The 26,928-nt window shown below is 70.6% G+C and carries 25 protein-coding genes; 14 read left to right on the top strand and 11 right to left on the bottom strand.

What is annotated here, in order from left to right:
* Positions 1 to 71: 71 nt before the first annotated feature.
* Both OG828_RS17105 and OG828_RS17110 read right to left on the bottom strand, forming a co-directional pair.
* Positions 72 to 1,463, bottom strand: a complete 1,392-nt coding sequence (locus OG828_RS17105) for a polysialyltransferase family glycosyltransferase (protein WP_328504882.1) — start codon at positions 1,461 to 1,463, stop codon at positions 72 to 74.
* Complete coding sequence (locus tag OG828_RS17110; RefSeq protein WP_328501627.1) at positions 1,463 to 2,431, bottom strand: glycosyltransferase family 2 protein; 969 nt, start codon at positions 2,429 to 2,431, stop codon at positions 1,463 to 1,465. The genes OG828_RS17105 and OG828_RS17110 overlap by 1 nt, the downstream gene beginning before the upstream one ends.
* Before the next feature lie 162 nt (positions 2,432 to 2,593).
* Between OG828_RS17110 and ligD the strand changes: the two genes are divergently transcribed.
* Positions 2,594 to 3,478, top strand: a complete 885-nt coding sequence (gene ligD / locus OG828_RS17115) for a non-homologous end-joining DNA ligase (RefSeq protein WP_328501628.1) — start codon at positions 2,594 to 2,596, stop codon at positions 3,476 to 3,478.
* A 102-nt stretch (positions 3,479 to 3,580) separates the two neighbouring features.
* On the opposite strand, the gene OG828_RS17120 is transcribed toward ligD, so the two are convergent.
* A complete protein-coding gene (locus OG828_RS17120) occupies positions 3,581 to 4,384 on the bottom strand; it encodes a nuclease-related domain-containing protein (RefSeq protein WP_328501629.1) in 804 nt (267 codons plus the stop codon).
* 98 nt (positions 4,385 to 4,482) lie between these two features.
* Between OG828_RS17120 and OG828_RS17125 the strand changes: the two genes are divergently transcribed.
* The 7 genes from OG828_RS17125 to OG828_RS17155 all read left to right on the top strand — a co-directional run bounded on the left by OG828_RS17125 (position 4,483) and on the right by OG828_RS17155 (position 11,181).
* Entirely contained in the window at positions 4,483 to 4,989 is a 507-nt protein-coding gene (locus OG828_RS17125; protein ID WP_328356975.1) for a protein-tyrosine phosphatase family protein, read from the top strand.
* Between the two features lie 97 nt (positions 4,990 to 5,086).
* Positions 5,087 to 5,842: a hypothetical protein gene (locus OG828_RS17130; protein WP_328501630.1), complete on the top strand. Its 756-nt coding sequence runs from the start codon at positions 5,087 to 5,089 to the stop codon at positions 5,840 to 5,842.
* Positions 5,839 to 7,080: an ATP-binding protein gene (locus OG828_RS17135; RefSeq protein ID WP_328501631.1), complete on the top strand. Its 1,242-nt coding sequence runs from the start codon at positions 5,839 to 5,841 to the stop codon at positions 7,078 to 7,080. Before OG828_RS17130 ends, OG828_RS17135 begins: the two co-directional genes overlap by 4 nt.
* 226 nt (positions 7,081 to 7,306) lie before the next feature.
* Entirely contained in the window at positions 7,307 to 7,744 is a 438-nt protein-coding gene (locus tag OG828_RS17140) for an SH3 domain-containing protein (protein WP_328501632.1), read from the top strand.
* 43 nt (positions 7,745 to 7,787) lie between these two features.
* Positions 7,788 to 9,152, top strand: a complete 1,365-nt coding sequence (locus tag OG828_RS17145; protein WP_328438583.1) for an FtsW/RodA/SpoVE family cell cycle protein — start codon at positions 7,788 to 7,790, stop codon at positions 9,150 to 9,152.
* Positions 9,149 to 10,606, top strand: coding sequence for a penicillin-binding transpeptidase domain-containing protein (locus OG828_RS17150; RefSeq protein ID WP_328501633.1), 1,458 nt, complete (start codon positions 9,149 to 9,151; stop codon positions 10,604 to 10,606). Before OG828_RS17145 ends, OG828_RS17150 begins: the two co-directional genes overlap by 4 nt.
* A gap of 65 nt (positions 10,607 to 10,671) precedes the next feature.
* Entirely contained in the window at positions 10,672 to 11,181 is a 510-nt protein-coding gene (locus OG828_RS17155; protein ID WP_328356994.1) for a DUF3291 domain-containing protein, read from the top strand.
* Here OG828_RS17155 and OG828_RS17160 read toward each other — a convergent pair.
* On the bottom strand, positions 11,178 to 12,287 hold the full coding sequence (locus tag OG828_RS17160; protein ID WP_328438585.1) for a ferritin-like domain-containing protein: 1,110 nt from the start codon (positions 12,285 to 12,287) through the stop codon (positions 11,178 to 11,180). The two genes, OG828_RS17155 and OG828_RS17160, sit on opposite strands and share 4 nt — an antisense overlap.
* An 89-nt stretch (positions 12,288 to 12,376) precedes the next feature.
* Between OG828_RS17160 and OG828_RS17165 the strand changes: the two genes are divergently transcribed.
* The 4 genes from OG828_RS17165 (at position 12,377) to OG828_RS17180 (ending at position 15,595) form a co-directional block, all read left to right on the top strand.
* The gene (locus tag OG828_RS17165) at positions 12,377 to 13,315 is read left to right on the top strand and encodes an AurF N-oxygenase family protein (protein ID WP_328501634.1); all 939 of its coding nucleotides are present in this window, start codon (positions 12,377 to 12,379) and stop codon (positions 13,313 to 13,315) included.
* Between the two features lie 103 nt (positions 13,316 to 13,418).
* Positions 13,419 to 14,066 carry a TetR/AcrR family transcriptional regulator gene (locus OG828_RS17170; RefSeq protein WP_328357003.1) on the top strand — a complete coding sequence of 216 codons (648 nt, stop codon included), beginning with the start codon at positions 13,419 to 13,421 and terminating at the stop codon, positions 14,064 to 14,066.
* A 10-nt stretch (positions 14,067 to 14,076) separates the two neighbouring features.
* Entirely contained in the window at positions 14,077 to 14,379 is a 303-nt protein-coding gene (locus tag OG828_RS17175; protein WP_301983941.1) for a hypothetical protein, read from the top strand.
* A 103-nt stretch (positions 14,380 to 14,482) separates the two neighbouring features.
* A complete protein-coding gene (locus OG828_RS17180; RefSeq protein WP_328501635.1) occupies positions 14,483 to 15,595 on the top strand; it encodes a C40 family peptidase in 1,113 nt (370 codons plus the stop codon).
* Here OG828_RS17180 and OG828_RS17185 read toward each other — a convergent pair.
* From OG828_RS17185 to OG828_RS17205, 5 genes are read right to left on the bottom strand one after another with little or no spacing between them, the layout of a single operon-like run.
* Complete coding sequence (locus OG828_RS17185; RefSeq protein WP_328501636.1) at positions 15,592 to 16,842, bottom strand: styrene monooxygenase/indole monooxygenase family protein; 1,251 nt, start codon at positions 16,840 to 16,842, stop codon at positions 15,592 to 15,594. The two genes, OG828_RS17180 and OG828_RS17185, sit on opposite strands and share 4 nt — an antisense overlap.
* Positions 16,843 to 16,878: 36 nt before the next feature.
* Positions 16,879 to 17,535 (bottom strand): GTP-binding protein, encoded by a 657-nt coding sequence (locus OG828_RS17190; RefSeq protein WP_328357015.1) that lies wholly within the window; start codon positions 17,533 to 17,535, stop codon positions 16,879 to 16,881.
* A complete protein-coding gene (locus tag OG828_RS17195) occupies positions 17,516 to 17,938 on the bottom strand; it encodes a DUF742 domain-containing protein (RefSeq protein ID WP_328438591.1) in 423 nt (140 codons plus the stop codon). The genes OG828_RS17190 and OG828_RS17195 overlap by 20 nt, the downstream gene beginning before the upstream one ends.
* Positions 17,935 to 18,447: a roadblock/LC7 domain-containing protein gene (locus tag OG828_RS17200; RefSeq protein WP_328357021.1), complete on the bottom strand. Its 513-nt coding sequence runs from the start codon at positions 18,445 to 18,447 to the stop codon at positions 17,935 to 17,937. Before OG828_RS17200 ends, OG828_RS17195 begins: the two co-directional genes overlap by 4 nt.
* Positions 18,444 to 21,218, bottom strand: coding sequence for a sensor histidine kinase (locus tag OG828_RS17205; RefSeq protein ID WP_328501637.1), 2,775 nt, complete (start codon positions 21,216 to 21,218; stop codon positions 18,444 to 18,446). The genes OG828_RS17200 and OG828_RS17205 overlap by 4 nt, the downstream gene beginning before the upstream one ends.
* Before the next feature lie 394 nt (positions 21,219 to 21,612).
* On the opposite strand from OG828_RS17205, the gene OG828_RS17210 reads away from it, so the two are divergent.
* Positions 21,613 to 22,398: a protein phosphatase 2C domain-containing protein gene (locus OG828_RS17210; protein ID WP_328501638.1), complete on the top strand. Its 786-nt coding sequence runs from the start codon at positions 21,613 to 21,615 to the stop codon at positions 22,396 to 22,398.
* Between the two features lie 91 nt (positions 22,399 to 22,489).
* Here the strand turns inward: OG828_RS17210 and OG828_RS17215 are convergent, their stop codons facing one another.
* Positions 22,490 to 22,981 (bottom strand): MarR family winged helix-turn-helix transcriptional regulator, encoded by a 492-nt coding sequence (locus OG828_RS17215; protein ID WP_328357030.1) that lies wholly within the window; start codon positions 22,979 to 22,981, stop codon positions 22,490 to 22,492.
* Between the two features lie 258 nt (positions 22,982 to 23,239).
* Between OG828_RS17215 and OG828_RS17220 the strand changes: the two genes are divergently transcribed.
* The gene (locus OG828_RS17220; RefSeq protein ID WP_328357033.1) at positions 23,240 to 24,076 is read left to right on the top strand and encodes a lysozyme; all 837 of its coding nucleotides are present in this window, start codon (positions 23,240 to 23,242) and stop codon (positions 24,074 to 24,076) included.
* A gap of 358 nt (positions 24,077 to 24,434) precedes the next feature.
* Here the strand turns inward: OG828_RS17220 and lon are convergent, their stop codons facing one another.
* Complete coding sequence (gene lon / locus OG828_RS17225; protein WP_328357036.1) at positions 24,435 to 26,849, bottom strand: endopeptidase La; 2,415 nt, start codon at positions 26,847 to 26,849, stop codon at positions 24,435 to 24,437.
* Between the last annotated feature and the right edge of the window lie 79 nt (positions 26,850 to 26,928).

Raw genomic sequence — 26,928 nt, forward strand, 5'->3', positions numbered from 1 at the left:
GACTCCCCCCCGACGAGCGGGCATCGAGCCCTCGTCCTGCTGGTCTTCCTGGTCCCGTTCCCAGTGAGCGGTCACCGGATTGCCGTTCCGCGTGCGGTGCGGGCCAGGCGGGCGAGGGTTGAGCGGTGTCGGTGGATGAATGAGGTCCTTGCCAGCGGGAGCAGGAGGCGGGGTGCCGGGAGGCCGCCCGGGAGGCGGAGTCTGGTCAGGCGGAGCAGGCCCAGGTAGCGGCCGGCGACGGCCTTCGCGCGGCCGGCCGACAGCAACTGCTCGGCTGTGGGGCGCAGATGGGCGTAGGCGATGGGCTGCATGCAGAACGAGACGGTCGCCACCAGCCGCCGCACCTCATCCCGTGCCTCGACGGCCCCGGGCCCGGGCAGCACGCAGTCGGCGATGACCAGCGGGATGCGGTTGCTGTTCTCGTACGGCCTCAGGCGGCGCAGGACGAGGTCCGTGCCGACGCGCACCGCGGGGATGCCGTACACCGTGGTGGCGGTGAACAGGGCGGTGGAGAAGCAGCCGAGGACGACGTCCGGGCGGAGCCGTTCGTAGAGCACCTCGGCCAGGACGGGCAGGTCGACGATGTGCAGGGTGACGCCGGCGCGGGCGGCTTCCCCGCGGAGGGCCTCGGCGTGCCGGCGCGGTGCGCTGGGGTGCGGCTTGAAGAGGACCGACGCGGCGCCACCCCGTACCGCCTCGCGCAGTATGTCGCGGTGCAGGGCGTCCTCCTCGGCGGCGCTGATGATGCCGGCCTCGGCGAGGTACTGGCCGAGCAACAGGGCGCCGCCCTGGGGCAGTTCGCGTACCGCCTCCAGTTCGTCCTTGGCGGCGTCGGCGAGGACGGTGAGCGTGCGGCGCAGGGCGTCGGGGGGCAGCGGGTGGTGCTCGGCGCCGGGCCACTCGTCGAGCAGGTGCGGGCGCAGACCGGGGACCAGCTCCGGGTAGACGAACCGGCCGACGCGGCGCAGGACCTGCTGTTCCAGGCGGGTGCGCAGGGGGCCGTAGCTCATCAGGCCGTCGGCGTAGACATGCAGGGTCGCGTCGGCGAAGAGGCGGGCCAGGGTGAGGGAGGGCGGGGACTGGACCGACTCGGCGACCAGTTCGACGGGGGCGTCCGGGGCGATCCCCCAGGAGCGGCGCAGCGCCTGCTCGAACAGCGAGCGGTCCTCGGGGCGGGGCGACCAGACCGAGGGGTGGTTGGGGAAGATCGTGTCGTTCCAGGAGACGACCGCGTCGAAGTACGTCGACAGGTGGGCGAAGCCGGGCAGCTCCTCCCACGGCGGCTGGGCCTCGGGGACGGTGGTGTTGGTGGACGTCACCAGCACCCGCCGGCCGCCCTCCGCGAGCGGCAGCAGGCCCTGTGCGACAGCCGCGCAGACCGTGGCGAGACCGTAGAGCGTCGAGGCTTCGACGAGCTGGACCGGGACGGGATCACAGGGCTCCGTGGGAACGGGGACGTTCATCAGGGGCACGCGGTCTTCCTCGGACGGTAGAGGGCGGTCAGGTCGGATCTGCGCTGCTCGTCCATGCCGTCGAGGACTTCGCGGAGCAGGTCCTGCGGCAGGGACGCGGCCAGCGCCCGGTACCGCCCGGGGAACTGTCTGGCCACCCGCTTGTCGAGCCGGTCGGTCCGCTTGAGGTGGAAGTGCGTGAGGCCGAGCAGGGTGCGTACGGCCTTGCGGTGCACGCCGCGGTCCGTGCAGTGGGCGAGGGCCTCCTCGATGATCCGCTGCGAGGCCGGGAGGAAGTCGAGCTGCCGGTCGTCACCGACGCTGGTGAGGGAGCCGCCGACGTCCCTGCGGTAGAAGAGCCCGGCGAGGCCCACCACCGCGAACGTCCGGGTGTGCAGATGCAGCCGCCAGTTCCACAGCCGGTCCTCGCAGGTCCTGAGCGAGGTGTCGAAGTACAGCAGCCCGCTGTCCCGCAGCCCGGTGCGGAAGCCGCCCGACCACGCGTTGACGTAGTCCGCCATGGTCTCCCGGTTCTCCTCGCCGATGCCCTCGACCGACGGGATCGGCACCCCGCGCCTGCTCTCCGGTGCCCTCTGCAGCGTGCGCCTCTTGCCCTGGGCGCGCAGATGGTCGACGCGGACGAAGTCGGTGTCGAGCCGGGTGCAGGCCTCGGCGAGCCGGGGGTAGTAGCCGGGCGCCAGCCAGTCGTCGCCGTCGAGGAAGGTGACGTACGCGCCGCGTGCCTCGTCGATCCCGGTGTTGCGGGCGGCGGAAGCGCCCCGGTTCTGCGGGTGGACGACGAGCCGGCTGTTGGGGATGCGGGCGACGGCCTGCTCCAGCAGGGCGCGGGAGCCGTCGGTGGAGTGGTCGTCGACGAAGACGTACTCGATGTCCGGGCCGGTGTTCCGGCGCAGCGAGCCCAGGCAGTCGGGGAGATAGTCGGCGACGTTGTGGCTGATGACCACGGAGGTGAGTTTCATGGGGCTCTCGGGAGCTCCTTGAGTCAAGGGAAGTACCGCTGTCAAACGGCCACCGGAGTGAGGGGGTTACCTGGACTGGGGCATTCGGGGGAACGTGAGGGTCCGGTCCGGACCTCGTTCGCGCGGGATGCCGTAGGGGCCGGCAGAGGTGAGACTCGACTTATGGCGCCCATGACCGAAGTAGAAGGGCGGCGGGTCGCGCTCAGCAATCTGGAGAAGGTGCTGTATCCGGCCGCCGGGTTCACCAAGGGCGAGGTACTGCACTACTACGCGACCGTCGCCGACGTGCTGTTGCCGCATCTACGGGACCGGCCGGTGTCGTTTCTGCGGTATCCCGACGGGCCCGACGGGCAGCTGTTCTTCACCAAGAACGTGCCGCCGGGTACGCCGGAGTGGGTCACCACCGCCGAGGTGCCGAGGATGGAGGGGCCGGCGCGGATGGTGCTCGTACAGGATCTGGCGAGTCTGATGTGGGCCGCCAATCTGGTGACCGAGTTCCACACCCCGCAGTGGCTGATCGGGGCGCCCGGCGAGGCGGACCGGCTGGTGTTCGACCTCGATCCGGGGGCGCCGGCGACGGTCGTGGAGTGCTGTCAGGTCGCCCTGTGGCTGCGGGACCGGCTCGCGGCGGACGGGATCGAGGCCTGGCCGAAGACGTCCGGGGCGAAAGGGCTGCATCTGCTGGCCGCCGTGCGGTCCGCGTCGTCCGAGCAGGTCAGCGAGTACGCCAAGGAACTCGCCGTGGAGGCGGAGCGGGCGCTACCGCGGCTGGTCGTGCACCGGATGACGAAGAGCCTGCGGCCCGGGAAGGTGTTCGTCGACTGGAGCCAGAACGCTGCGCGGAAGACGACGGCGACCCCGTACACCCTGCGGGCGCGGGCTCAGCCGTTGGTGTCGGCGCCGGTGACGTGGGAGGAGGTCGAGCAGTGTGCGGGGCCGGGGCAGCTGGCGTTCACGGCGGCGGATCTTGATCCTCGGCTGCAGGACTTTGGGGATTTGCTGGCGCCGTTGCTCGATTCTGCCCACGCCGGTCTTGTGCCGTCGTGAAGTAAGTGCCGCTATCTGTCGTCTGCGGCTGCGTCGTGGCTGGTCGCGCCCACGCGGCGGAGCCGCATATCAAATACAGCCCCGCGCCCCTTACGGGGCGCTTCAGACCCGGTCCCATGTGTGGCGGTCCCTGGCCATCGCGTGCAACGCCTCCACGTCCGCCGGTTTGAGTACGCCGCCCAGGCGGGCCAGGCCTCCTAGTTCTGTGTCCTGGAAGACTCGTACTTCGCGGAGAGGGGCGGTGATCTGGACATCCGCGGGGCCGGCCACGGCGAGGAGGGGGTGGACCTCGGCGGTCAGGGCGTAGGAGGCGCGGTCGGCGTCGGTGCGGGCGCGGCGGAGGAGGGGGCGGGCTTCGCGGCGGCCCAGGGTGACCATGGGGTCGGCGATCAGGACCCGCGTCTTGCGGGCGTAGACGGTGTGGACGGCGAAGAGTCCGCCGGGGCCGATCGCCAGGTGGTGGACGCGGTCGCCGCCGGGCAGCGGGATCGAGTGCAGGGCGTGCCAGCCCGCGCCGTCCAGCCGCTCCAGGGCCTCCCCCACCGCCTGCTCGGCGGCCAGCGCCCGGCGGCGCGGGTCGGGGCGCAGCCGGTGAGCCGGTCCGGGGTCCCGGTCCAGGGCGATGTGGAGGGCCTCGCCGGGGCGGTTGGGCGCCAGGTCGTCGTCCGGGTGGAGGGTGAGGCGGGCCAGCTCCGCGGGGGTCGGCACCGGGGGCGGGCCGACGGTGACGGGGCCGGTCAGGAACGGTCCGAGGGCTTCGAGTACGCCCTCTCTGTGGTCGTCGCTCAGCAGGTTGACCCGGGCCGCCTCCCTGTCGTACCAGGCGATGTTCCGCCCGTCCGTGAGGCATACATACAGCCGCTCCTGGCCGTGCCGCCAGGTCGGTATGACGCGCAGTCGGCTCATGCACCATCACCCCATGACCATGGGACCAGGCGGGGTGCTCCAGGGGCAAGAACCCGGTTACCTTTGGGATGAGTTGGCATGGGTTTGGGGAGGCTCGTTTGCGGACCCGCGGGAACCAGCCCGACGTACCTGCTCCGGACAGCCCGTGGAGCGAGATCGTGCCCGGCCTGTGGATGGGCGGGCACGAGTTCAGGGGCGGCTCGGGGCAGGTGGAATTCGTCGTCGTCCATGATGAGTTCGATCTCGTGCAGACGCTCCTCCGGCTGCCGGGGCACGGGCCGGACCCGGGGGTCGAGCACCAGGTGTGGCCGATTCCGGACGGACCGCTGGACGGCACGCAGCTCGCGGGCGTGATGCGGCTCGCGCAGGCCGCGAGCGAGGCGCTGGACGACGGCCGCAGCGTCCTCGTCCGCTGCTACCACGGCTACAACCGCTCCGGCCTTGTCATCGCGCACACCTTGATCCGGCGGGGCTGCTCCGCCGAGGAGGCGATCCGGCTGATCCGCGCCCATCGCTCGCCCTGGGCACTGCACAATGAGCTGTTCGTCGCGTACCTGCGGGCGGGACTGTCGACGGCCCGGCTGCTGGAGGAGCTGGCCGAATGACGCCGGTGCGCGGGCCGTACAGCCCCTGCACGCAAAAAGGACTTCCCCGCGAATAAGGTGTACGGGGCCCACGATCATCCAGGACCAGAGGAGTGCCGTGCCCCTCAGCCGCCCCGTCCGGGCCCTCGTCCTCGCCGCCCTGTTCACGGCGACGACCGCGGCCTGCGGCGACACCGGCGGGCTGCGCGGCGCGGGCCCGACCCCGACCGCGGTCAGCCCGGTCCGGCTCTGGCCCGAGCTGCCACCGGTCTCCTCCCCCGCCTTCGAGATCGGTGAGGTGGAGCGCGAGGTGATCAAGGGCGTCGGCGTGCCGGGCGGCGACCTCCGCGAGGTCGATCCGGTGGCGATCGTACGGACCGAGGTCGCCGCGAGCCCGGACGACTACGGCGACGGGTCGCCGTACCACGAGACGGGCGAGCGGATGGCCGAGTGCGCGGCGGGCGGGAACCGGGCCAGGTGCCCGGTCTTGAAGCCGTACTACCGCGATCTGACCGGCGACGGGCGCGACGATCTGACGCTGGGCTTCCGGCAGCTGCCTGGCACCCTGACGGCGGTACGCGTCTACACCGTCGAGAAGGGGCGGCTGGTGCGGGTCATGCGCTGGGAGGACGCGATGAGCGCGGTCGAGCTGGCCGGACGGTCCGTGATCATACGGTCGCCGTCCGAGGTCGCCGGCTACGAGTACCGCCTCCAGTGGACCTGGGACGCGAACCAGCGCGCGATGCTGCTCACGCATGACGAGATGCTGCGCACGGGTACGGGTACGGGCACGCGGACCGCACGACCGTCGCCGTCATCGTCGGCATCGGCATCGGCATCGGCATCGGCATCGGCTTCGGCGAGTGCTCGGTGAGGCTGGGGCTCCCCCGCTGGTCCGGGACGCTCGCTGTGAAGGCGGCCGTGTTCATCACGGTGATGTGCTGCACGCTGGCCGCGCTGCTCGGTGTCCTGGTCCATGTGTCCGTGTCGAACCAGACGGTCGAGCAGGCCCGTGACCTCGCGCTGTCCCGGCTGGACGAGGCGACCACCGCGTTCGAGGCCGGGGACAGGCTGATGCCGGGCGTGGGCGTCGACCCGGACGGGCTGCCCGCCTCGCTGCGGGAGCTGGCGGTCGCCGGTGAGCGGGGCACGATGGTCGCCGACCACGAGGGCCGCCCGACGATGTGGGCGGCGGGCCCGGCCGACGGCCGCCGGGCGCTTGCCGTGCGGGTCGACTACGCGCAGCAGGCGCGCACCATCGACGACCTCGGCCGGGCGATCATCTGGTCCTCGGGGCTGGCGATCGGGGTGACGCTGCTGGTGGGCGCGTTCGCGGTGACCCGGGTGACGCGGCGGCTGCACACGACCGCGCAGGTGGCCCGGCAGATCAGCGGCGGTGACCTGGACGCACGCGTCGACGACCCCCGCACGAAGGATCCGACCCGCCCGCAGGACGAGGTGGCCGCGGTCGCCGCCGCGCTGGACTCCATGGCGGCGTCGTTGCAGGGCAAGCTGCTGAGCGAGCAGCGGTTCACCGCGGACGTGGCGCATGAGCTGCGCACGCCGCTCACTGGATTGCATGCCGCCGCGGAACTGCTCCCTCCGGGGCGGCCGACGGAGCTCGTGCGGGACCGGGTGGCCGCGCTGCGGACGCTGACCGAGGACCTGCTGGAGATCTCCCGGCTCGACACCGGGCGGGAGCGGCTCGAGCTGGACACCGAGCAGTTGGGGGCGCTGGCGGAGCGGGTGGTGCGGGCGGCCGGGAACGACGCGGAGGTCGAGGTCAGGGTCGTCCGGGATGCCCGGGTGGAGACGGATCGGCGGCGTCTGGAGCGGGTGCTGGGGAATCTGGTCGCCAACGCACATCGGCATGGGCGGCCGCCGGTCGTTCTCACGGTGAACGGTCCGGCCGTCAGCGTTCGGGATCATGGGGACGGTTATCCGGAGTATCTGCTCGTGCATGGGCCGCAGCGGTTTCGTACGGAGGGTGGGAGCAGGGGGCATGGGCTGGGGCTGACGATCGCGTTGGGGCAGGCGGAGGTGTTGGGGGCGCGGTTGACGTTTGCGAATGCGGCGGACGGTGGCGCCGTCGCCACTCTTGTCTTGCGGTAGGGGGTGGGGGCGGCCAAGAGCTCGGGACTGAGGGGTTCGTCGCCGTCTGCGGGTTGTGGGGGCTGGTCGCGCAGTTCCCCGCGCCCCTGAGCGCGCTGCGCGCGCTCGGGCGCGTCGGCTGGCCCCAGCCCCCGCTCCCCTATGGCCCATCAGCACGCGCGGGCCTCCACCCTCGCTCCTAATGTGGCGATTAGTCAGCTTCGCCCCATTCATGGAGGTACCCGCCATGTCTCTGCGCACCCGTCTCACTCGCCGTCTCGCCATGACTGCTGCTGTCGTCGCGCTCGCCGGCGCGACCGCCGTCACACCCGCCGTCGCGGACGACGAATGGGGCAGCGGTGGGGACTCGGAGTTCAGCAACGGCGACTCGAGCTTCGGGGGCGACGATGGATTCGAGGAGTTCGGTGGCCAGGGCGCTTATCGCGATCCGCGCCGCTACCGGGGTGTCGTCACCGCCGACCGGTTGATCCTGCGCAGTGCGCCGACTCGTGGCAGTCGGCCGATCCGTGCGGTCCACCGCGGCGATGTCGTGTCCATCTTCTGCAAGACGCCCGGGCAGAGCGTGCAGGGCAACCCGCTCTGGTATCTCCTCACGGACGGCACCTGGGCGTGGGGTGCGGCGCGGTTCATCGACAACATCGGGCCTGCGCCGCGCTGGTGCTGATGACGAAGTGTCATAAGACATGTCATTTGGGTAAGTTCCGGACATGAGCAAGGCCGGAACCACCTTGGAAGCAGCGACGGACCGCTCCACGCCCGTCGTACGCCTCCCCCGGCGCCGTGGCATCGAACTCGCCCTCATCGTCGTCGCCGTACTCCTGTCGGTGTACGGCTACTGCGCTGTGGGCCTGGCGAAGAACGGCTCGGTCCCGCCCGGCGCGGCCGGTTACGGCGCCGGTCTGGGCGTGCTGGCGTTGCTGGCGCACTGTGCGGTGCGCCTGCGGGCCCCGTACGCGGACCCGCTTCTGCTGCCGATCGGCGTGCTGCTCAACGGGCTGGGCCTGGTGCTGATCTACCGGCTCGACCTGGAGACGCCGGGCGACCGGGCGGCGCCCACTCAACTGGTGTGGTCGACGCTGGGCGTGGGGTTGTTCATCTTCGTCGTACTGCTGCTGCGCGACCACCGGGTGCTCCAGCGCTATGCGTACGTGTGTGTCGTGGCCGCCCTCGCCCTGCTCACCCTGCCGATCTTCTTCCCGGCGGTGAACGGCGCCCGGATCTGGATCCGGATCGCGGGATTCTCCATCCAGCCGGGCGAGTTCGCGAAGGTGCTGCTCGCGGTGTTCTTCGCCGCGTATCTCGCCGCCAACCGCAACGCGCTGCGCTACGCCGGCCGCCGCATCTGGCGCCTTCAGCTGCCGACCGGGCGGGTCCTCGGCCCGATCGTCGCGATCTGGCTGCTGAGCGTCGGGGTGCTGGTGCTGGAGCGCGACCTGGGGACGTCGCTGCTGTTCTTCGGTCTGTTCGTGGTCCTGCTGTACGTCGCCACCGGCCGCACCGGCTGGATCGCCGTCGGCCTGCTGCTGGCCGCGCTCGGTGCCGTGGCCGTCGGCTGGCTGGAGCCGCATGTGCACAGCAGGATCGAGGACTGGCTGCATCCGTTCGCGTCGATCGAGGCGGGCCAGGGCGCCAACCAGCTGGCCCAGTCCCTGTTCGCGTTCGCGGCGGGCGGTGTGCTCGGCACCGGTCTGGGGCTCGGTCACTCCATCCTGATCGGCTTCGCCGCCAAGTCGGACTTCATCCTGGCGACGGCGGGCGAGGAACTGGGGCTGGCCGGTCTGTCCGCGATCTTTCTGCTGTACGGCCTTCTCGTGGAGCGCGGCTACCGGGCGGGCCTGCTCCTGCGTGACCCGTTCGGCCGGCTCCTGGCGGTCGGTCTCGCCTCGATCGTGGCGCTCCAGGTGTTCGTCATCGCGGGCGGGGTGACCGGGCTGATCCCGCTGACCGGCATGGCGATGCCGTTCCTGGCGCAGGGCGGCTCGTCGGTGGTCACCAACTGGGCGATCGTGGCGCTGCTGGTCCGGGTGAGCGACTCGGCACGGCGGCAGTACGACGGGCAGGTCGCCCCATGACCCGGTACATCAGGCTCGCCGCGGTGTTCTGCGCCCTGCTGCTCGTGGCGCTGCTGGTGAACGCCGCCCGCATCCAGGTCTTCCAGGCCCAGTCCTACGACGACAATCCGGCCAACCGCCGCCAGAACATCGCCCGTTACGGCCAGCCGCGCGGCGACATCCTGGCCGACGGCGCCCGGCTCACCGGCTCGGTGGACACGGGTGAGCAGCTCCGTTACGAGCGGACGTACGCGCACGGCCCGATGTACGCGCCCGTCACGGGCTTCGCCTCGCAGGAGTACGGCACGACGCTCCTGGAACACGCCGAGGACGACCTCCTGTCCGGCACGGACCCGATGCTCTCGCCGTTCCCGCTGTGGAACGACCTCACGCGGTCGCAGAACGCGGGCGGCGACGTCGTGACGACCATCGAACCGGCCGCGCAGGCGGCGGCGTACACCGGGCTCGGCGGACGCAAGGGCGCGGTGGCGGCCATCGAGCCGGCGACGGGGCGGATCCTGGCGCTGGTGTCCACGCCGTCGTACGACCCCGCCGTCCTGTCCGGGAACGGGCCGGCGGCGAAGCGGTCCTGGGAGCGGCTGAACGGCGACCGGGACAAGCCGATGCTCAACCGGGCGGTGCGGCAGACGTATCCGCCGGGCTCCACCTTCAAGGTGGTGACCGCGGCGGCGGCGCTGGACGCCGGTGTGCTGAAGGATCTGGACGAGCCGACGGACTCACCCGACCCGTACACCCTGCCCGGGACGACGACCTCGCTGACGAACGAGGCCGACGGCTGCCGGGACGCCTCGCTGCGGGAGGCGTTCGTGTGGTCGTGCAACACGGTGTTCGCGAGGCTGGGCGTGCGGGTGGGTGTGGCGGACATGGCGCGGACGGCGGAGGCCGTCGGCTTCAACGACACCGAGGTGAAGATCCCCTTCTCGGTGGCGCCGAGCACCTTCGACACGTCGGTGGACAGGGCGCAGCTCGCGCTGTCGTCGATCGGGCAGTACAACACGCGGGCCACGCCCCTGCAGATGGCGATGGTCGCGGCGGCCGTCGCGAACGGCGGGCAGGTGCGGTCGCCGCACCTGGTCGAGCGGACCACCCGGGCGAGCGGGGCGACGCTGGCGACGGCCGGGGCGCGTCCGCTGCGGCGGATGATGCACCCGTCGACCGCCGTCCGCATGAAGGAGCTGATGGCCGACGTGGTCACGGAGGGCACCGGCCGGCGAGCCGCCATCCGCGGTGCCACCGTAGGCGGCAAGACCGGCACCGCCCAGCACGGCGTCGACAACTCCGGGATGCCGTACGCCTGGTTCGTCTCCTGGGCGCAGGCCGACGGCGACCTGGAACCGAAGGTGGCGGTCGCCGTGGTGGTGGAGGACGCGTCGGCGCGGCGGGGCGAGATCAGCGGGGGCGGGGACGCGGCACCGATCGCGCGGTCGGTGATGCGGGCGGTGCTGAACTCGTAGGCGGGCGTGCTCGATTACTGAGACGGGGGTACCGAGGGCCATCTTCCCGACCTACCGTTCGGTCCATGACGACTGCCGACATCGCGTACGAACTCGCCGAGGTCAACATCGCCCGCCTCAAGTTCCCCCTGGACTCCCCGGAGTTGAAGGACTTCGTCGACGCGCTCGACCCGGTCAACGCGGATGCGGACGCCGCTGACGGATTCGTCTGGCGGCTCCAGTCGGACGCCGGCGACGCGACCGACATCCAGGTCTTCGGCGACGAGTGGCTGATCATCAACATGTCGGTGTGGCGGGACGCCGACGCGCTGACCGCGTACATGTACCAGGGCCGGCACCGGGAGATGCTCGCGCGTCGGCGGGAGTGGTTCGAGCGGGTCGAGGAGGCGATGACGGCGATGTGGTGGGTTCCGGCGGGCCACCGGCCCACGGTCGCCGAGGCCGAGTCCCGCCTGCTGCAGCTGCGCACGAACGGGCCGACGCCGTATGCGTTCACTCTCCGCACGTCGTTCCCCCCGGAGGGGGCGCAGCCGGTGGCCCTGGAGGTCCCGAACGACCTCGGATGCCCGGCCTAGGAATCGGTTGCCCCCAGGTCGATGGCCTGCCGCACTTCCGCCACCCGGTCGTTTTCCTCCGTCGCGAACCGTTCCGCGTCCAGCTTCTCCGCTATTTCCTCGTCCTGGGCCATCAGCAGGTCCAGGTTGGAGTCGCCCATCTCGAAGACGCCCATGTCGACGTAGGCCTGTTGGAGGCGCTTGCCCCACAGGCCGATGTCCTTGACGCAGGGGACGATGCGGGAGAAGAGCAACTGGCGGAAGAGGGCGAGGAATTCGGACCGTTCGCTGTACTCCTCGGCCTCCGCTTTCGGGATGCCGAAGTTCTCCAGCACCTCGACGCCCCGCAGCCGGTCGCGCATGAGATAGCAGCCCTCGATGACGAACTCCTCGCGTTCGCGCAGTTCGGCGTCGCTGAGCTGCCGGTAGTAGTCGCGCAGCGCCATCCGGCCGAAGGCCACGTGCCGGGCCTCGTCCTGCATGACGTAGGCCAGGATCTGCTTCGGCAGGGGCTTGTCCGTCGTGTCGCGGATCATGCCGAAGGCGGCGAGCGCGAGGCCCTCGATGAGCACCTGCATGCCGAGGTACGGCATGTCCCAGCGTGAGTCGCGCAGCGTGTCGCCCAGCAGAGACTGGAGGTTGTCGTTGATCGGGTAGAGCAGGCCGATCTTCTCGTGCAGGAAACGGCCGTAGATCTCGGCGTGCCGGGCCTCGTCCATCGTCTGGGTCGCCGAGTAGAACTTCGCGTCCAGGTCGGGGACCGACTCGACGATCCGGGCCGCGCAGATCATCGCGCCCTGCTCACCGTGCAGAAACTGGCTGAACTGCCAGGACGCGAGGTGCCGGCGCAGTTCGCCTTTGTCGCGGTCCGTCATCTTCGCCCAGTACGGGGTGCCGTAGAGGCTGATCGACTCGTCGGGTGTGCCGAGCGCGTCGTACGGGTCGACCTCCAGGTCCCAGTCGATCCGCTTCTGTCCGTCCCACTGCTTGTCCTTGCCCTTCTGGTAGAGGGCGAGGAGGCGGTCGCGCCCGTCGTCGTACTCCCAGCTGAAGCGGGCGGCGCCGGTCGCCGGCACCTGCCAGAGGGAGTCTCCCGGGTCCATGGCGTACAGGTCTTCAGTCGGCATGCATCGCAGGCTCCTACTTGGTAGACGCGGGGTCAACAAGTCGCGCACAGGGGATTGACGAGCTTGCTGACAAGCGGTCTCATAAGCGCATGACGACCGTGACCGAAGCCGACGCGCTCGACGGGCTGCGCGATGCGCTCGGCCTGCTCAAGGACCGGGAGCAGGTGGCAGAGCGGTTGCTCGCCTCGTCTCTCAAGCACTCCTTCGACCCCGACAAGGAACTGGACTGGGACGCGCCCTTCGAGGAGGGCAAGTGGTTCTGGCCGCCGGAACTGGTGTCCCTCTACGACACCCCGATGTGGAAGCGGATGAGCGAGGAGCAGCGGATCCTGCTCTCCCAGCACGAGGCCGCCGCGCTCGCCTCCCTCGGGATCTGGTTCGAGATCATCCTGATGCAGTTGCTCACCCGGCACATCTACGACAAGGCGGCGACGAGCGCGCATGTGCGCTACGCGCTGACCGAGATCGAGGACGAGTGCCGGCACTCGAAGATGTTCGCCCGCATGATCACCCACGGCGGCACACCGTGGTACCCCGTGAGCCGCGTCCACCAGAACCTCGGCCGCCTGTTCAAGACGATCTCCACCACCCCCGGCTCCTTCACCGCGACCCTCCTCGGCGAGGAAGTCCTCGACTGGATGCAGCGGCTGACCTTCCCGGACGAGCGGGTACAGCCCCTTATCCGGGGCGTGACGCGAATCCACGTGGTGGAGGAGGCACGTCATGTGCGGTACGCGCGTGAAGAGCTGCGCCGCCAGATGATGACCGCCCCGAAGTGGTCCCAGGAGTTCACCCGGGTCACCTCCGGAGAGTTCGCCCGGGTGTTCTCGGTGGCCTTCGTGAATCCCGAGGTCTACACGAACGTAGGCCTGGACAAACGGGAGGCCATGGCCCAGGTGAAGGCCAGCGGCCACCGCCGAGAGATCATGCAGACGGGCGCGAAGCGCCTGACGGACTTCTTGGACGACATAGGGGTGATGCGGGGGGTGGGCCGACGCCTATGGAAGGCATCGGGCCTCCTGGCATAGGCGAGCTGACCAACGTAAGGGGCGCGGGGAACTGCGCGACCAGCCACAACGAACCCGCAGCCGCCAGCGATCCAGCGCCTCCCACGGCGATTAGGCTGCACTCATGACCCCCGCCGCCCCCGCCTACCGCCGCCTCAGCGTCGAGGAGCGACGAAGTCAGCTCCTCGACGCCGCGCTGAAACTCTTCGCGCACCGCACCCCCGAGGACGTCTCACTCGACGACGTGGCAGAGGCGGCCGGAGTCTCCCGCCCCCTGGTCTACCGGTACTTCCCGGGCGGCAAGCAGCAGCTGTACGAGGCCGCCCTCAGGTCCGCCGCGGACGAGCTGCAGCAGTGCTTCGACGAGCCCCGCGTGGGCCCGCGCCTGCCCCGGCTGGTGCGGGCCCTCGACCGCTACCTGGCCTTCGTCGACGAGCACGACACGGGTTTCAGCGCTCTCCTCCAGGGCGGCAGCGTCGTCGAGACGTCCCGTACGACCGCCATCGTCGACGGCGTACGCCGGGCCGCCGCCGAGCACATCCTCAGCCATCTCGCCGTCCCCGAGCCCGGCCTGCTGCTGCGGATGACCGTACGGATGTGGATCACGGCCGTGGAGGCGGCCTCGCTCATCTGGCTCGACGAGGGCAAGCAACCGCCGCTCGACGAGCTGCGGGACTGGCTGGTGGAGCAGTTCATGGCCGCGCTGACGGTGACCGGCGGGCGCGATCCGCAGACCGCCGCCCTGGTCGAGGCCCTCGCGGTGGATGGCTGAGACTGGTGCCGTGAAGACCGAAGACACCCCCTTCGAGGGCGGCCCGATGGACGGCCGTGTCCTGCCCGTCCTGCTGGGCATGACCGGGCACCCGCCCAAGACGTACCGCATCCCCGTCCCGGCCCCCGACGGCGGCGAACCCACCGTGCTGGTCTACCGCAGGGTCCCGCGCGGGCACAGCAAGCGGCTCGGTCTGACGCAGGGCTGGAAGTACGAGTACGACCCTCAGGGCAAGCGCGGCAGCGGACTGCGGTGGCCGTGGTCCAAGCCAGACACCACGCCGGGCGGCAAGCGGGATGACGCCGACGAGTGACGGCGTTGCGCCGAACCGCGCACACCCCGCGCGCGAAACACGAGCGGCCGTCTGATGCTCGCGGTGCGGAGCGGAGGGGCCGCGCCGCACCGGAGGTGATGACATGTCAGGGCGTCTTCTGCGTCTGGTCTGTACGGCGGCGGTGGCGACCCAGGCCGTTGTCGCGGCCGTACCCGCCATGGCCGTCCCTGAGCCCGGCGACCGTGCGGTGGCCGGGCTGCTGACGGACCTTCAGCGGCTGTACCGGGAGGCCGAGCGGGCCACCGAGACCTACAACGCCACCGAGGAACAGCTGAAGAAGCAGCGCACCGAGGTCGACCGCCTGGACCGCGCGCTCGCCCGCGCCCGGCTCTCCCTGCAGGACAGCCGTGGGGCGGCCGGACGGCTCGCCCGCCAGCAGTACCAGAGCAGCACCGACATCTCCCCGTACGTACAGCTGCTCCTGGCCCGCGATCCACAGCACGCGCTCGACCAGGGCCATGTGATCGGGCAGGTGGCGCGGGAGCGGGCCGAGACCCTGCAGCGGCTCACCGGAACCGAGCGCAAGGCCGACGACCTCGCACACAAGGCCCGCGCCGCCCTCGACCGCCAGCTCTCCCTCGCCGCACGGCAGAAGAAACAGCGCGACGAGGTACGCAAGCGGCTCCACGACGTCGAGAAACTCCTCGCCTCCCTCACCACCGAACAGCTCACCGCCCTGACCGAGTTCGAGAAGACCGGCACCGACAAGGCCCAACGGGAGTTCATGGCCTCCGGCGCCCTGAACGACAACCGACCCCCCTCCCGCAAAGGCGACAAGGCTCTGCGCTACGCCGTACGACAACTCGGGAAGCCGTACGAATGGGGCGCCGAGGGCCCCAAGACCTACGACTGCTCCGGCCTGACCTCCCAGGCCTGGAGCCACGCAGGAAAACCCATCCCGAGAACCAGCCAGCAACAATGGGCCCAGCTCCCGAAAATCCCCCTCAAAAAGCTGCGCCCCGGCGACCTGGTCATCTACTTCCCGGAGGCCACACACGTAGCCATGTACTTGGGCGAAGGAAAGGTCGTACACGCCCCAAGACCGGGCGACAAAATCAAGCTCTCCCCGATCGCATCCAACCCGATCCTTGGAGCAGTACGCCCAGACGAACGCCCCAAAGGGGCGCGGGGAACTGCGCGACAAGCCACAACGAACCATCAGCCGCCAGAACCCCGAACCCCCAACGGCGACTAGGCAGCCACGGACCCCAAATAAGCCGCCGTCTTCTCAGGCTCATAGAAGAAGTTCTCAAAGTCGGCCGGATCATTGAACGCATTGGCGAACCGATCAGCCACCGGCGGCAACTCCCCCGCCGCCCCAATAAGGTTCAGCACATGCTCAGGCGGCGGAGCCAACATCGCATTGGTCCACTTCGTGACGTGCCGCGCCGTCTCCCAGTACCGCTCAAAAGCCCCCCGCATCCACACCTCGTCGAACTCCTTCTCCCCGTGCTCGAGAATCGAGGCGAGATAGGAAGCCGCGCACTTGGACGCCGAGTTGGAGCCCTGACCGGTGATGGGGTCGTTCGCGACGACGACGTCCGCGACGCCCAGCACCAGCCCCCCGCCAGGAAGGCGGCCGACCGGGTTACGGACGGTCGGGGTGTATCGGCCGCTCAATACGCCGCCCGCATCCGTGAGTTCGACGTTCGTGGCCCGCGCGTACTCCCACGGCGTGAACCGCTCCATGAGTTCCAGGATCAGGGAGAGGTGTTCGGCCGGGTCCTTGACGCCGTTGAAGACATCGAGCGGGCCGCCGGGTATGCCCTCCCAGAACAGGATGTCGGCGCGGCCGGAGGTGGTCAGCGTCGGCATGACGAACAGCTCGCCGACCCCGGGCACGAGGTTGCAGCGGACCGCGTCGTACTCGGGGTGCTCGGGGCGCGGGCCCAGACCGTGGACGTAGGCCACGGCGAGGGCGCGCTGTGGCTCGCTGTACGGGGAGCGCTCGGGGTCCCGGGCGAACATGGACACCAGCTCGCCCTTGCCCGCCGAGACGAGCACCAGGTCGTACGTACGGGAGAAGTAGTCCAGGTCGGAGACGGCCGCACCGTGGATGACGAGCTGGCCGCCGCGCTGGGCGAACGTCTCCATCCAGCCGGCCATCTTCACTCGCTGGTCCACCGACTGCGCGTACCCGTCGAGTCGGCCCACCCAGTCGATCGCGCGGGCCGCGGGGCCCTCGCTCCAGGAGCCGGGGGCGGCGACCGAGACGCCGAGTCCTTCGATCTTCGGGGCCTGGGACTCCCAGAAGTTCAGCTGGAGATCGCGCTCGTGCTGCAGGGCCGTGTGGAACATGCACTGCGTGGACATGACGCGGCCGGCACGGATCTCGTCCGCCGTCCGGTTCGACATCACGGTGACCTCGTACCCGTGCGACTGGAGTCCGAGGGCGAGCTGGAGCCCGGACTGGCCGGCTCCGACGACGAGTATCTTCCGCATGCGGGTGGTGACTCCTAAAAACGACTGCTCAAGCGACTACTCAGGGGTGGCATCCAGCGCGTGGCCGACCAGGGCCAGGAGGGTCTCGATCACGGAGATCCTGCGCCGGGCGTCCATGATCATGACAGGTATGTGCGCGGGAACCGTCAGCGCCTCCCGCACGTCCTCCGGCTCGAACCGCTCGCTGCCGTCGAAGTGGTTGACCGCGACGACATACGGCATCCCGCAGCTCTCGAAGTAGTCCAGCGCCGGGAAGCAGTCCTTCAGACGCCGGGTGTCGGCCATGACCACCGCGCCGATCGCGCCGCGCACCAGGTCGTCCCACATGAACCAGAACCGCTGCTGGCCCGGCGTGCCGAACAGGTAGAGCACCAGGTCGTCGTCGAGCGTGAGGCGGCCGTAGTCCATGGCCACGGTGGTGGTCAGCTTGTCCGGGGTACCGGTGAGGTCGTCGGTGTCCTCGCTGGCCTGGGTCATCAGCGCCTCCGTCTGGAGGGGCGTGATCTCCGAGACGGCCGTGACGAGGGTGGTCTTGCCGACGCCGAAGCCGCCGGCGACGACGATCTTCGTGGCGACGGGGGCGCGGGCGAGCTGCGTCTGCCAGGACTGGAGGTTCTCGTCGGACTCGGGCTCGTGCTCGGGCTCGACGTAGGGGGAGACGCCTCTCGCGGCGTCAGAGACGACGGAGTCCACTCAGCACCCTTTCCAGCAGTGCCCGGTCCGGCCGGCCGGTGCCGTGGCCGGTTCCGGTGCCGTACACACGGATCTTTCCCTGGTCCGCGAGGTCGCTGATGAGCACGCGGACCACGCCGAGCGGCATCTTCAGCAGCGCGGCGATCTCGGCCACCGTGCGCATACGGCGGCACAGTTCGACGATGGCCCGCATCTCCGGCATCACGCGGGTGGTGAGGGAACCGTTCGTCAGTTCCCTGCGCTCCTCGGGGGCTTCGATCGCCGCCGTGCTCGCTACGAACGTCTCCACGAGGAGGACGTGCCCGAAGCGGGTGCGGCCGCCGGTGAGCGAGTAGGGGCGTACCCGGGCGGGCTTGCGGTCGGCGCCGCGGACGGGGAGCCTCTTCGGCCCACTGCTGCTCATCGGGTGCTCCCCGTCGACTCGGCTTCCAGGGATTGGCGGAGTTCGCTGCGGAGTTCGGGGGTCAGGACGTGTCCGGCGCGGCCGACGAACAGGGCCATGTGATAGGCCACCACGCTCATGTCGCAGTCCGCCGAGCCGTGGACGCCGAGCAGCGATCCGTCGCTGATCGACATCACGAACAGGCTGCCCTCGTCCATCGCGACCATCGTGTGCTTCACCGCGCCGAACTCCATGAGCTTCGCGGTGCCGATGGTGAGGCTGCCGATGCCGGAGACGACGGTGGCGAGGTCGGCGGAGGAGCCGCGGGGGCCGGTGGGGCGGGCGGCGATGGCCTCGCGGGCGGCGGCGTTGCGGCCCGGGTCGGAGGAGAGCAGGAGCAGTCCGTCGGAGGAGACCACTGCGACGGACTGGATGCCGGGCACTTCCTCGACCAGGTTGGTCAGCAGCCAGTGCAGGTTGCGGGCTTCACTGCTCAGTCCGAAGGTTCCGAAGGTACTGGGCGCGGTCAACTGCTTGCCTCCTCGACGGTGCCCCCCGTGGCTTCTTCGGCTTGTGCGTCATGTGTTGCGCGGGCGGTGGGAATTTCGTGCCGGCCCGTCTGTTCGGCGATCTCGGCCTCTACGTCGCGGTAGCCCGCCTCGGCTCCTCGGCGGAAGCCGCCCAGGCGGCGGCGTAGGGCTTCGGCGTCCACGGAGCTGCTGCGCGGGCGGGGTACGGATGTGGGCGCGGAGATTTTCGGGGTGCGTTTGGGCAGGCCCTTGTCGGTGACGGGCTCGTCGGGGGTGCGGTGGTGTTCCGCCTCGGCTTCGCCTTCGGCGGGTTCGTTCCCACCCGCACCACCCGTGCTGCTTTCGTCGTCGGGTGCGGGTGGCCCTTGTGGGGCGTCCTCGCCGTCGGCGGCCGCGGGTTCGGTCGGTGCGGGGGCGGGTTCGGTCAGTTCAGCCGCCGGTTCAGCCGTGGGTTCGGTCGGTGCGAGGGCTGGGAGCAGGAGCTCTATCGTCGTCTCGGCTGGGTGCTCCCGGGGGCTCGCCAGGTCCGGTACGGCCTTGTCGGCGTCCGCCGTTTCCCGTACGGCCTTCTCCGCCAGCGCTACCAGCGGGTCGTCGCCCGTCTCCGAACGGCCGTGGAGGACGTTGGAGTTGGCCTCGGCGTCCGCGCCCGGTGACGTCGACGGGACCTCGACGGACGGGGCGGTGGCCAGCAGGGCCTTGGGCAGGACGGCGACCGAGGTGATGCCGCCCTGCTTCTGGTCGCGCAGTTGGACGCGGACGCCGTGACGGTGGGCCAGGCGGGCGACGACGTACAGGCCGAGGCCGAGACCCTCCTCGCCCTGCTGGTCGTACGGCGCCTGCGGGTCGAAGTCGGCTAGGCGGGCGTTGAGGGCGGTCAGCCGGTCGGCGGTCATGCCGATGCCCTCGTCCTGGACGGAGAGCATGACCTCGCCGCTCTCGAGCAGCCAGCCGGAGATCTCGACGGGCAGTTCGGGCGGCGAGGACGAGGTGGCGTTCTCCAGGAGTTCGGCGAGCAGATGGCTCAGGTCGTCCGCGGCGAACCCGGCGATGTGGGCATGCGGCGGCAGCGCGGCGATGCGGACCCGCTCGTACCGCTCGATCTCGCTCACCGCGGCCCGCACGACGTCGATCAGCGGCACGGGCCCGGCGCTGTGCTGGACGTGCTCGGTGCCGGCGAGGACCAGGAGGTTCTCGCTGTGCCGGCGCATGACGGTGGCGAAGTGGTCGAGCTTGAAGAGGGTGGCGAGCCGGTCGGGGTCCTGCTCGCGCTCCTCCAGGCCCTCGATGACGCCGAGTTGGCGTTCGACGAGGCCGAGGGTGCGCAGGGCGAGGTTGACGAAGGTGGTGCCGATGCTGTCCCGCAGCCGGTCCAACTGGGCGGTGGACTCGGCGAGTTCGGCCCGCAGCTGCTCCCGGGCGTCGGCCATCTTCTGCCGCTGGCCGACCAGGTGCTTGCGGTCGGCCTCCAGCGTGGCGACCCGCTCGTGAAGGGCGGCGGCCTGCGCGTGCAGGGCGTTGACGGAGCGGACGACCTGAGCGAACTCGTCGTTGCGGCCGGTGAAGGTGACGGGTTCCTCGGCGGCGGGGTTCTCCGCGTCCGCCAGCCGGGCCGAGCCGCGCTTCAGGACGGACAGCGGGCGGGTGAGCGTACGCGCCATGGCCGTGGCGATACCGATGGTCAGCAGGATCAGCGCGCCGAGGACGGCGATCCGGATCTCCAGCTCGGTCACATCGTCGTCGCGCAGCTGGGCCAGGTCCTTCGTGCGCCGGTCGAAGAGCGCGGACTCGGCGCCGCGCATCGCGTCGATACGGGCGGACAGGGCGGCGTTCACCTTGTCGGCGCTGGTGCCGAGTTCGCCGTCGGAAAGGGCCGGCCGGTCGGTGAGGGAGGCGAGGTACTGCTCGCCGGAGTCGACCTCGGGACCGGTGACCGTGCGGTCGTACGAGGTCCGGGCCGGCTTGGGCGCGGTGTCGCGGAACTCGGCCAGGGCCGCGTCGGAACGCAGCCGGGCCTCCTGGGCGGCACCGGTCAGGGCGTCACGCTGCTTGGTGTCGGCGTCGGAGGACTGCGTGACCGTACTGGCCAGACCGGTGATGGGGTCGATGACCGTCTCGGTGGTGCGCGGGATGTTGAGCGCGGCGAGGAGCAGTCCGCGGGTGGCGGCGGCCTGCTGGACGGCGGAGTCCAGCTCGGCCAGGGCGTAGGCGCCGGAGCCCGCGCGGGGCGGCATCTCCTCGGCCAGCCGCTCGGCGAGGCGGTGGAGTTCGGCGATGGTGGCGGAGTAGGCGTCGTGCGTGTCGAGAGCACCGCTCTTTCCGGTGAGCGCCGCTCTCCGTACCGCCGCGATCCCGTCGAGGTCGGACCGCAGCGAGGCGGGTGCGTCCGGGTCGGCGCGCAACTCCTCGACCTGCCGGTCCACGCGGACGCTGCGCTGCTCGCTCGGCGCCTTGGACTTGGGCCGGCCGGCCGCGACGTACGAGGTCACCTCGTCCCGCTCGTCGGCCAGCGAGTGGGCGAGGGTGAGCGCGTCCTCGGTCTGCTCGGAGAGCGTCACCAGCGACTGGGAGTCGCTCAGCTGCCCCGAGGCGGCGACGATCGAGGGCGCTCCGGCCCCGGCGACGGCGGCGGCCACCACGGCGACAGCGACGATCAGCCGGTTGCGTACGTGGGTCGGGCGGCCCTGGCCGGCGAGTGTGTCCGACGTGTGCTCCGTGCCCCCTGGGGAGGCCGTCTGCTTGCCTGTACGACGAGGCCGCGTCTTCAGCACCGGTGCTCGCATTCCTGACTCGTGATACCCCTGGGCCCGGGTGGCGCGCTGCGTCAACTGGTGCTCCCAGCCGGTACGTCCGCCCGGTACGGATCCCGACCCTCCCACGCCGGTGGGCAGCGGTCGCGCATCACCTGACCCGCCACCCGAAGGAGTGAACCCCGGTCGGCAGTGGGCGGGCAAGTTCCCGTGGCGCCTCCGACGGGCCCCGGCGGCGGGCCGGTTGGACGTCCGCGGCGCACGATGGCATTATGTGCCGCCACGCCTTCCCGGAAGAAACCATTCCACCCCATTTCAGGCTTCTGACCTGCGAGGGTCCTGCACAAGTGCGCCAACTCGGCGACTGTTGCGCCCCTTTGACGAACCTCGTGAAGAGCTCGTGGAGACTGGCCGAATGCGAACCGAAGTTGTCTCGGAGCCCGGCGATCCGACCCACCCCAACGAGGACTTCGCGAGCCTCGCCCTCCCGGCTTCCGGACAGGGCGGCACGGTGGTCGTCCTGGACGGGGTGACACCCCCGAAGGACGGGACGGGCTGTCTGCATTCCGTCCCTTGGTACTGCGCACGTCTCGGCGGCGCCTTGACCGAACTGACCGTTTCCCTCCCGGATGTTCCGCTGGCCGAAGCCCTTGCCTCCGCCATCGCGCGTACCGCCGAGTCCCATGCGCAAACCTGTGACCTTTCTCACCCACGCACCCCACAGGCAACCGTGGTCCTGGCCCGCTGGTCACCCGAGACCGTCGAGTACCTGGTCCTCTCCGACTCGGCGCTCCTGCTGGAGTCCCCCGACGCCACGATCACCCCCCTCCTCGACGACCGCCTCTCCCGCCTCCCCCGCACCTCCCTCACCACCGACGCCATCGCCGACGCCACCGTCCGCAACAAGGAGGGCGGCTTCTACACCGCCGCCGCGGACCCGACGGTCGCGGCACACGCGGTGACGGGCGCGCTCCCGCGCCGCGAGGTCCGGGCCCTGGCCGCCCTCACGGACGGCGCGACCCGCTGGGTGGAGAAGTTCGCCGCGGGCAACTGGGCAGACTGCTTCGACCTCGTACGCAAGGAGGGCGCCGGGGAGCTGGTGGCGCGGGTACGCGCACTGGAACTGGCGGACACGGAGCGGGTACACCTCCGAGGCAGCAAGACGCACGACGACGCGACGGTGGTGTACGCGGAGCTGTAAAACGCCCTTGATGAAGCGCCCCCGAAGGGGCGCGGGGAACTGCGCGACCAGCCACAACGAACCCGCAGACGAAGACGCGCACCGCGGAGCGCTAACTCTCCATCTGCCGGTTCAGCTGATGCAGCAGCCGCGCCAGCTCGGCGACCTCCCCGCGATCCCAGTGCGCGAGCTGGTTGACGTACCGCGCCCGGCGGGCCTCCCGGACCTTGCCCACCCGTCCGCGCCCTTCCTCCGTCAGATGGATGAGCCAGGCCCGCCCATCCGCCGGGTCGGGCTCACGGACGACAAGACCGAGATCCTCCAGCGCACGCAACTGACGCGACATCGTCGCCTTCCCGACACCGATGTACGCGGCGAGTTCCGTGGCGCGCTGGCCGCCGAGTTCATCGAGCCGGACGAGCAGACCGTACGCGGCGGACTCCAGGTCGGGGTGGACCTCGCGGGCCATCTCGCCCTGATTGGCCCGGGCCCGGCGCAGCAGCACCGTCAACTCGCGCTCCAGGGACAGGAATTCCCGGTCCACACCACTCGGCGACGTGTCGGATTCGACTCGACGTCCGCCGCCGTTTCCGTCTTCGTGCACGTCAGCCCCTACCTTGAATTTCCGGGTCCTGAAAGTTTCCGCCAAATGCAGTCATAGCCGCAGCTCCCTCAGTATTTCGCAGGCGTAGACCAACGGCAGCCCCCGGACCCCCTTCCCACCCGGTCTTCGACGTGCGTAGCTTCCCTTGTCAGGAACTTGATGACATGCCCACGCCAGACGCATCGGAAGCGGCGCCGGCGGCCGCGTTCCCTCCAACGCCTGCTCCACCGCGCACAACCGAGCCCTCGGAGGCACGCTATGACCGTGCACAGACTTGGATCGGTACACCCCAGCCTCTCCCTCGCCGGCACCCTGCTCGCCGCCCTGTCCCTCCTGTTCGCCCTCGCCGCCCCGGCCACCGCCGACGAGGAGCCGGACGCCGACAAGCCGGCCCGCGGCTCCGCCTACATGGGCATGGGCGTCGTCGCCCATGACGGGCAGCACGGCCTGCCCGCCGACACCCGCGCCGGCCAGACGGAGGGCGTGGACGTCTCCAGCCATCAGGGCAACGTCGCCTGGTCCACCCTCTGGAGCAGCGGCGTCCGGTGGGCCTACACGAAGGCGAGCGAGGGGACGTACTACACGAACCCCTACTTCGCCCAGCAGTACGCCGGCTCCTACAACGTCGGCATGGTCCGCGGCGCCTACCACTTCGCCACCCCCGACACCACCAGCGGTGCCGCCCAGGCGAACTACTTCGTCGACCACGGCGGCGGCTGGACCCGCGACGGCAAGACCCTGCCCGGCGCGCTCGACATCGAGTGGAATCCGTACGGCGCGGCCTGCTACGGCAAGACGCAGAGCGGCATGGTCAGCTGGATCCGTGACTTCCTGAACCAGTACAAGGCCCGCACCGGCCGCGACGCCGTCATCTACACGGCCACCAGCTGGTGGACCCAGTGCACCGGCAACTACGCCGGCTTCGCCTCCGCCAACCCGCTGTGGGTCGCCCGGTACGCGTCGACCGTGGGGACGCTGCCCGCGGGATGGTCGTACTACACGATGTGGCAGTACACGTCCTCCGGGCCGACGGTCGGGGACCACAACAAGTTCAACGGTTCGCTGGACCGGGTTGTGGCGCTGGCCAACGGCTAGTACCACGCCGCCCCGGCTGGGGGTCCGGGGGTTATCCCCCGGGAAATGCAGTAACGGTTCGCTGGACCGGGTTGTGGCGCTGGCCAACGGCTAGTACCACGCCGCCCCGGCTGGGGGTCCGGGGTTATCCCCCGGGAAATGCAGTAACGGTTCGCTGGACCGGGTTGTGGCGCTGGCCAACGGCTAGTACCACGCCGCCCCGGCTGGGGGTCCGGGGTTATCCCCCGGGAAATGCAGTAACGGTTCGCTGGACCGGGTGGTCGCGCTCGCCAACGGCTGACGCCGACGTCCCCGCCGTACGGCGAAGGCCCGGGCCTCCCTCACAGGGACCCGGGCCTTGCCTGTCCGGTCGCGCCCGTCACGCCGCGACCGGAACCTCCGGGGCCGCGTCGCTCGTGGCCGACGACAGGGCCAGTTCCAGGACCTGGCGGACGTCGGTGACGGTGTGGACGTCGAGCTTGTCCAGCACCTCGGCGGGGACGTCGTCCAGGTCGGGCTCGTTGCGCTTGGGGATGACGACGGTGGTGACGCCCGCCCGGTGGGCCGCGAGGAGCTTCTGCTTCACGCCGCCGATCGGGAGGACCCGGCCGGTCAGCGAGACCTCGCCGGTCATCGCCACGTCCGTGCGGACCAGACGGCCGGAGAGCAGCGACGCGAGGGCGGTCGTCATCGTGACGCCCGCGCTCGGGCCGTCCTTCGGCACCGCGCCCGCCGGGAAGTGGATGTGCACGCCCCGGTCCTTCAGGTCGGCGACCGGCAGCTCCAGTTCGGCGCCGTGCGAGCGGAGGAAGGACAGGGCGATCTGCGCGCTCTCCTTCATCACGTCACCCAGTTGGCCGGTCAGCGTCAGGCCCGCCGCGCCCGTCTCCGGGTCGGCCAGCGACGCCTCGACGAACAGGACGTCACCGCCCGCGCCGGTCACCGCGAGACCGGTGGCGACACCGGGGACCGCCGTACGGCGCTCCGCCGGGTCCTGCGCGGACTCGGGCACGTGGTGCGGCCGGCCGATCAGGTCACGCAGGTCACCGTCACCGACGGTGAACGGCAGCTTCCGCTCGCCCAGTTCGTGCTGCGCCGCGACCTTGCGGAGCAGCCGTGCGATCGAGCGCTCCAGGTTGCGGACGCCCGCCTCGCGCGTGTACTCGCCGGCGAGCTTGCGCAGCGCGCTCTCGTCGATGACGACCTCGTCCTCGTTGAGACCGGCCCGCTCCAGCTGGCGCGGGAGCAGGTGGTCGCGGGCGATGACGATCTTCTCGTCCTCGGTGTAGCCGTCGAGGCGGACCAGCTCCATACGGTCGAGCAGGGCCTCCGGGATGGCCTCCAGGACGTTGGCCGTGGCGAGGAAGACGACATCGCTCAGGTCGAGTTCGACCTCCAGGTAGTGGTCGCGGAACGTGTGGTTCTGCGCCGGGTCCAGGACCTCGAGGAGGGCCGCCGCCGGGTCGCCGCGGAAGTCCGAGCCCACCTTGTCGATCTCGTCGAGCAGGACGACCGGGTTCATCGACCCGGCCTCCTTGACGGCGCGGACGATGCGGCCGGGCAGCGCGCCGACGTACGTACGCCGGTGGCCGCGGATCTCCGCCTCGTCGCGGACGCCACCGAGGGCGACGCGCACGAACTTGCGGCCCATGGCGTGCGCGACCGACTCGGCGACCGAGGTCTTGCCGACGCCGGGCGGGCCGACGAGGGCCAGTACGGCACCGCCGCGCCGTCCGCCGATGACACCGAGGCCACGCTCGCTGCGCCGCTTGCGCACGGCCAGGTACTCGGTGATCCGCTCCTTCACGTCCTCCAGGCCCGCGTGCTCGGCGTCGAGGACCTCCTTCGCGCCCTGGATGTCGTACGCGTCCTCCGTCCGTTCGTTCCACGGCAGTTCGAGGACGGTGTCGAGCCAGGTGCGGATCCAGGAGCCCTCCGGGGACTGGTCGCTGGACCGCTCCAGCTTGTCGACCTCCTTGAGCGCGGCCTCGCGGACCTTCTCGGGGAGGTCGGCGGCCTCGACGCGGGCGCGGTAGTCGTCGGACTCCTCGCCGTCCTTCTCGCCGTTCAGCTCGCGCAGTTCCTTGCGTACGGCTTCCAGCTGACGGCGGAGCAGGAACTCGCGCTGCTGCTTGTCGACGCCCTCCTGGACGTCCTTGGCGATGGTCTCGGCGACGTCCTGCTCGGCGAGGTGGTCACGCAGCTGCTGGGTGGCGAGCTTGAGGCGGGCGACGGGGTCGCCGGTCTCCAGCAGCTCGATCTTCTGTTCGGTGGTGAGGAAGGGCGAGTAGCCGGAGTTGTCGGCGAGCGCGGAGACGTCGTCGATGGCCTGTACGCGGTCCACGACCTGCCAGGCGCCGCGCTGACGCAGCCAGGCGGTGGCAAGGGCCTTGTACTCCTTGACCAGTTCGGTGACATGGCCCGGCAGCGGCTCGGGCACGCTCTCCTCGACCCTGGTCGCCTCGACCCACAGCGCCGCGCCCGGCCCGGTGGTCCCGGCCCCGATCTGCACGCGCCCGCGCCCCCGGATGAGGGCGCCCGGGTCACCGTCGGCGAGCCGGCCGACCTGCTCGACGGTGCCGAGCACACCGGTGCCCGCGTACGTCCCGTCGATGCGCGGCACCAGCAGCACCTTCGGCTTCCCCGGCTCCGACCGCGCGGCGGCCTGAGCGGCCTCCACCGCGGCCCGTACATCGGTGTCGTTCAGATCCAGCGGCACCACCATCCCGGGCAGCACGACCTCGTCGTCGAGCGGCAGCACGGGCAGGGTGAGCGGTGAGGACGTCGAAGCCATGATCTCCCCTTCGGCAGTCAAGTTGAGCTATGCCGACTCAATGCTCGTGAGCCTCCGAATGTTCCCCAGCATGTGTTCG

This window comes from Streptomyces sp. NBC_00457, assembly GCF_036014015.1.
GTDB lineage: Bacteria > Actinomycetota > Actinomycetes > Streptomycetales > Streptomycetaceae > Streptomyces.

Bases quoted from the DNA above. Each gene is read 5' to 3' on its own strand.
- OG828_RS17105 (WP_328504882.1), bottom strand. From the start codon at position 1,463: ATGAACGTCCCCGTTCCCACGGAGCCCTGTGATCCCGTCCCGGTCCAG.
- OG828_RS17110 (WP_328501627.1), bottom strand. From the start codon at position 2,431: ATGAAACTCACCTCCGTGGTCATCAGCCACAACGTCGCCGACTATCTC.
- ligD (WP_328501628.1), top strand. From the start codon at position 2,594: ATGGCGCCCATGACCGAAGTAGAAGGGCGGCGGGTCGCGCTCAGCAAT.
- OG828_RS17120 (WP_328501629.1), bottom strand. From the start codon at position 4,384: ATGAGCCGACTGCGCGTCATACCGACCTGGCGGCACGGCCAGGAGCGG.
- OG828_RS17140 (WP_328501632.1), top strand. From the start codon at position 7,307: ATGTCTCTGCGCACCCGTCTCACTCGCCGTCTCGCCATGACTGCTGCT.
- OG828_RS17145 (WP_328438583.1), top strand. From the start codon at position 7,788: ATGAGCAAGGCCGGAACCACCTTGGAAGCAGCGACGGACCGCTCCACG.
- OG828_RS17150 (WP_328501633.1), top strand. From the start codon at position 9,149: ATGACCCGGTACATCAGGCTCGCCGCGGTGTTCTGCGCCCTGCTGCTC.
- OG828_RS17155 (WP_328356994.1), top strand. From the start codon at position 10,672: ATGACGACTGCCGACATCGCGTACGAACTCGCCGAGGTCAACATCGCC.
- OG828_RS17160 (WP_328438585.1), bottom strand. From the start codon at position 12,287: ATGCCGACTGAAGACCTGTACGCCATGGACCCGGGAGACTCCCTCTGG.
- OG828_RS17165 (WP_328501634.1), top strand. From the start codon at position 12,377: ATGACGACCGTGACCGAAGCCGACGCGCTCGACGGGCTGCGCGATGCG.
- OG828_RS17170 (WP_328357003.1), top strand. From the start codon at position 13,419: ATGACCCCCGCCGCCCCCGCCTACCGCCGCCTCAGCGTCGAGGAGCGA.
- OG828_RS17180 (WP_328501635.1), top strand. From the start codon at position 14,483: ATGTCAGGGCGTCTTCTGCGTCTGGTCTGTACGGCGGCGGTGGCGACC.
- OG828_RS17185 (WP_328501636.1), bottom strand. From the start codon at position 16,842: ATGCGGAAGATACTCGTCGTCGGAGCCGGCCAGTCCGGGCTCCAGCTC.
- OG828_RS17195 (WP_328438591.1), bottom strand. From the start codon at position 17,938: ATGAGCAGCAGTGGGCCGAAGAGGCTCCCCGTCCGCGGCGCCGACCGC.
- OG828_RS17210 (WP_328501638.1), top strand. From the start codon at position 21,613: ATGCGAACCGAAGTTGTCTCGGAGCCCGGCGATCCGACCCACCCCAAC.
- OG828_RS17220 (WP_328357033.1), top strand. From the start codon at position 23,240: ATGACCGTGCACAGACTTGGATCGGTACACCCCAGCCTCTCCCTCGCC.
- lon (WP_328357036.1), bottom strand. From the start codon at position 26,849: ATGGCTTCGACGTCCTCACCGCTCACCCTGCCCGTGCTGCCGCTCGAC.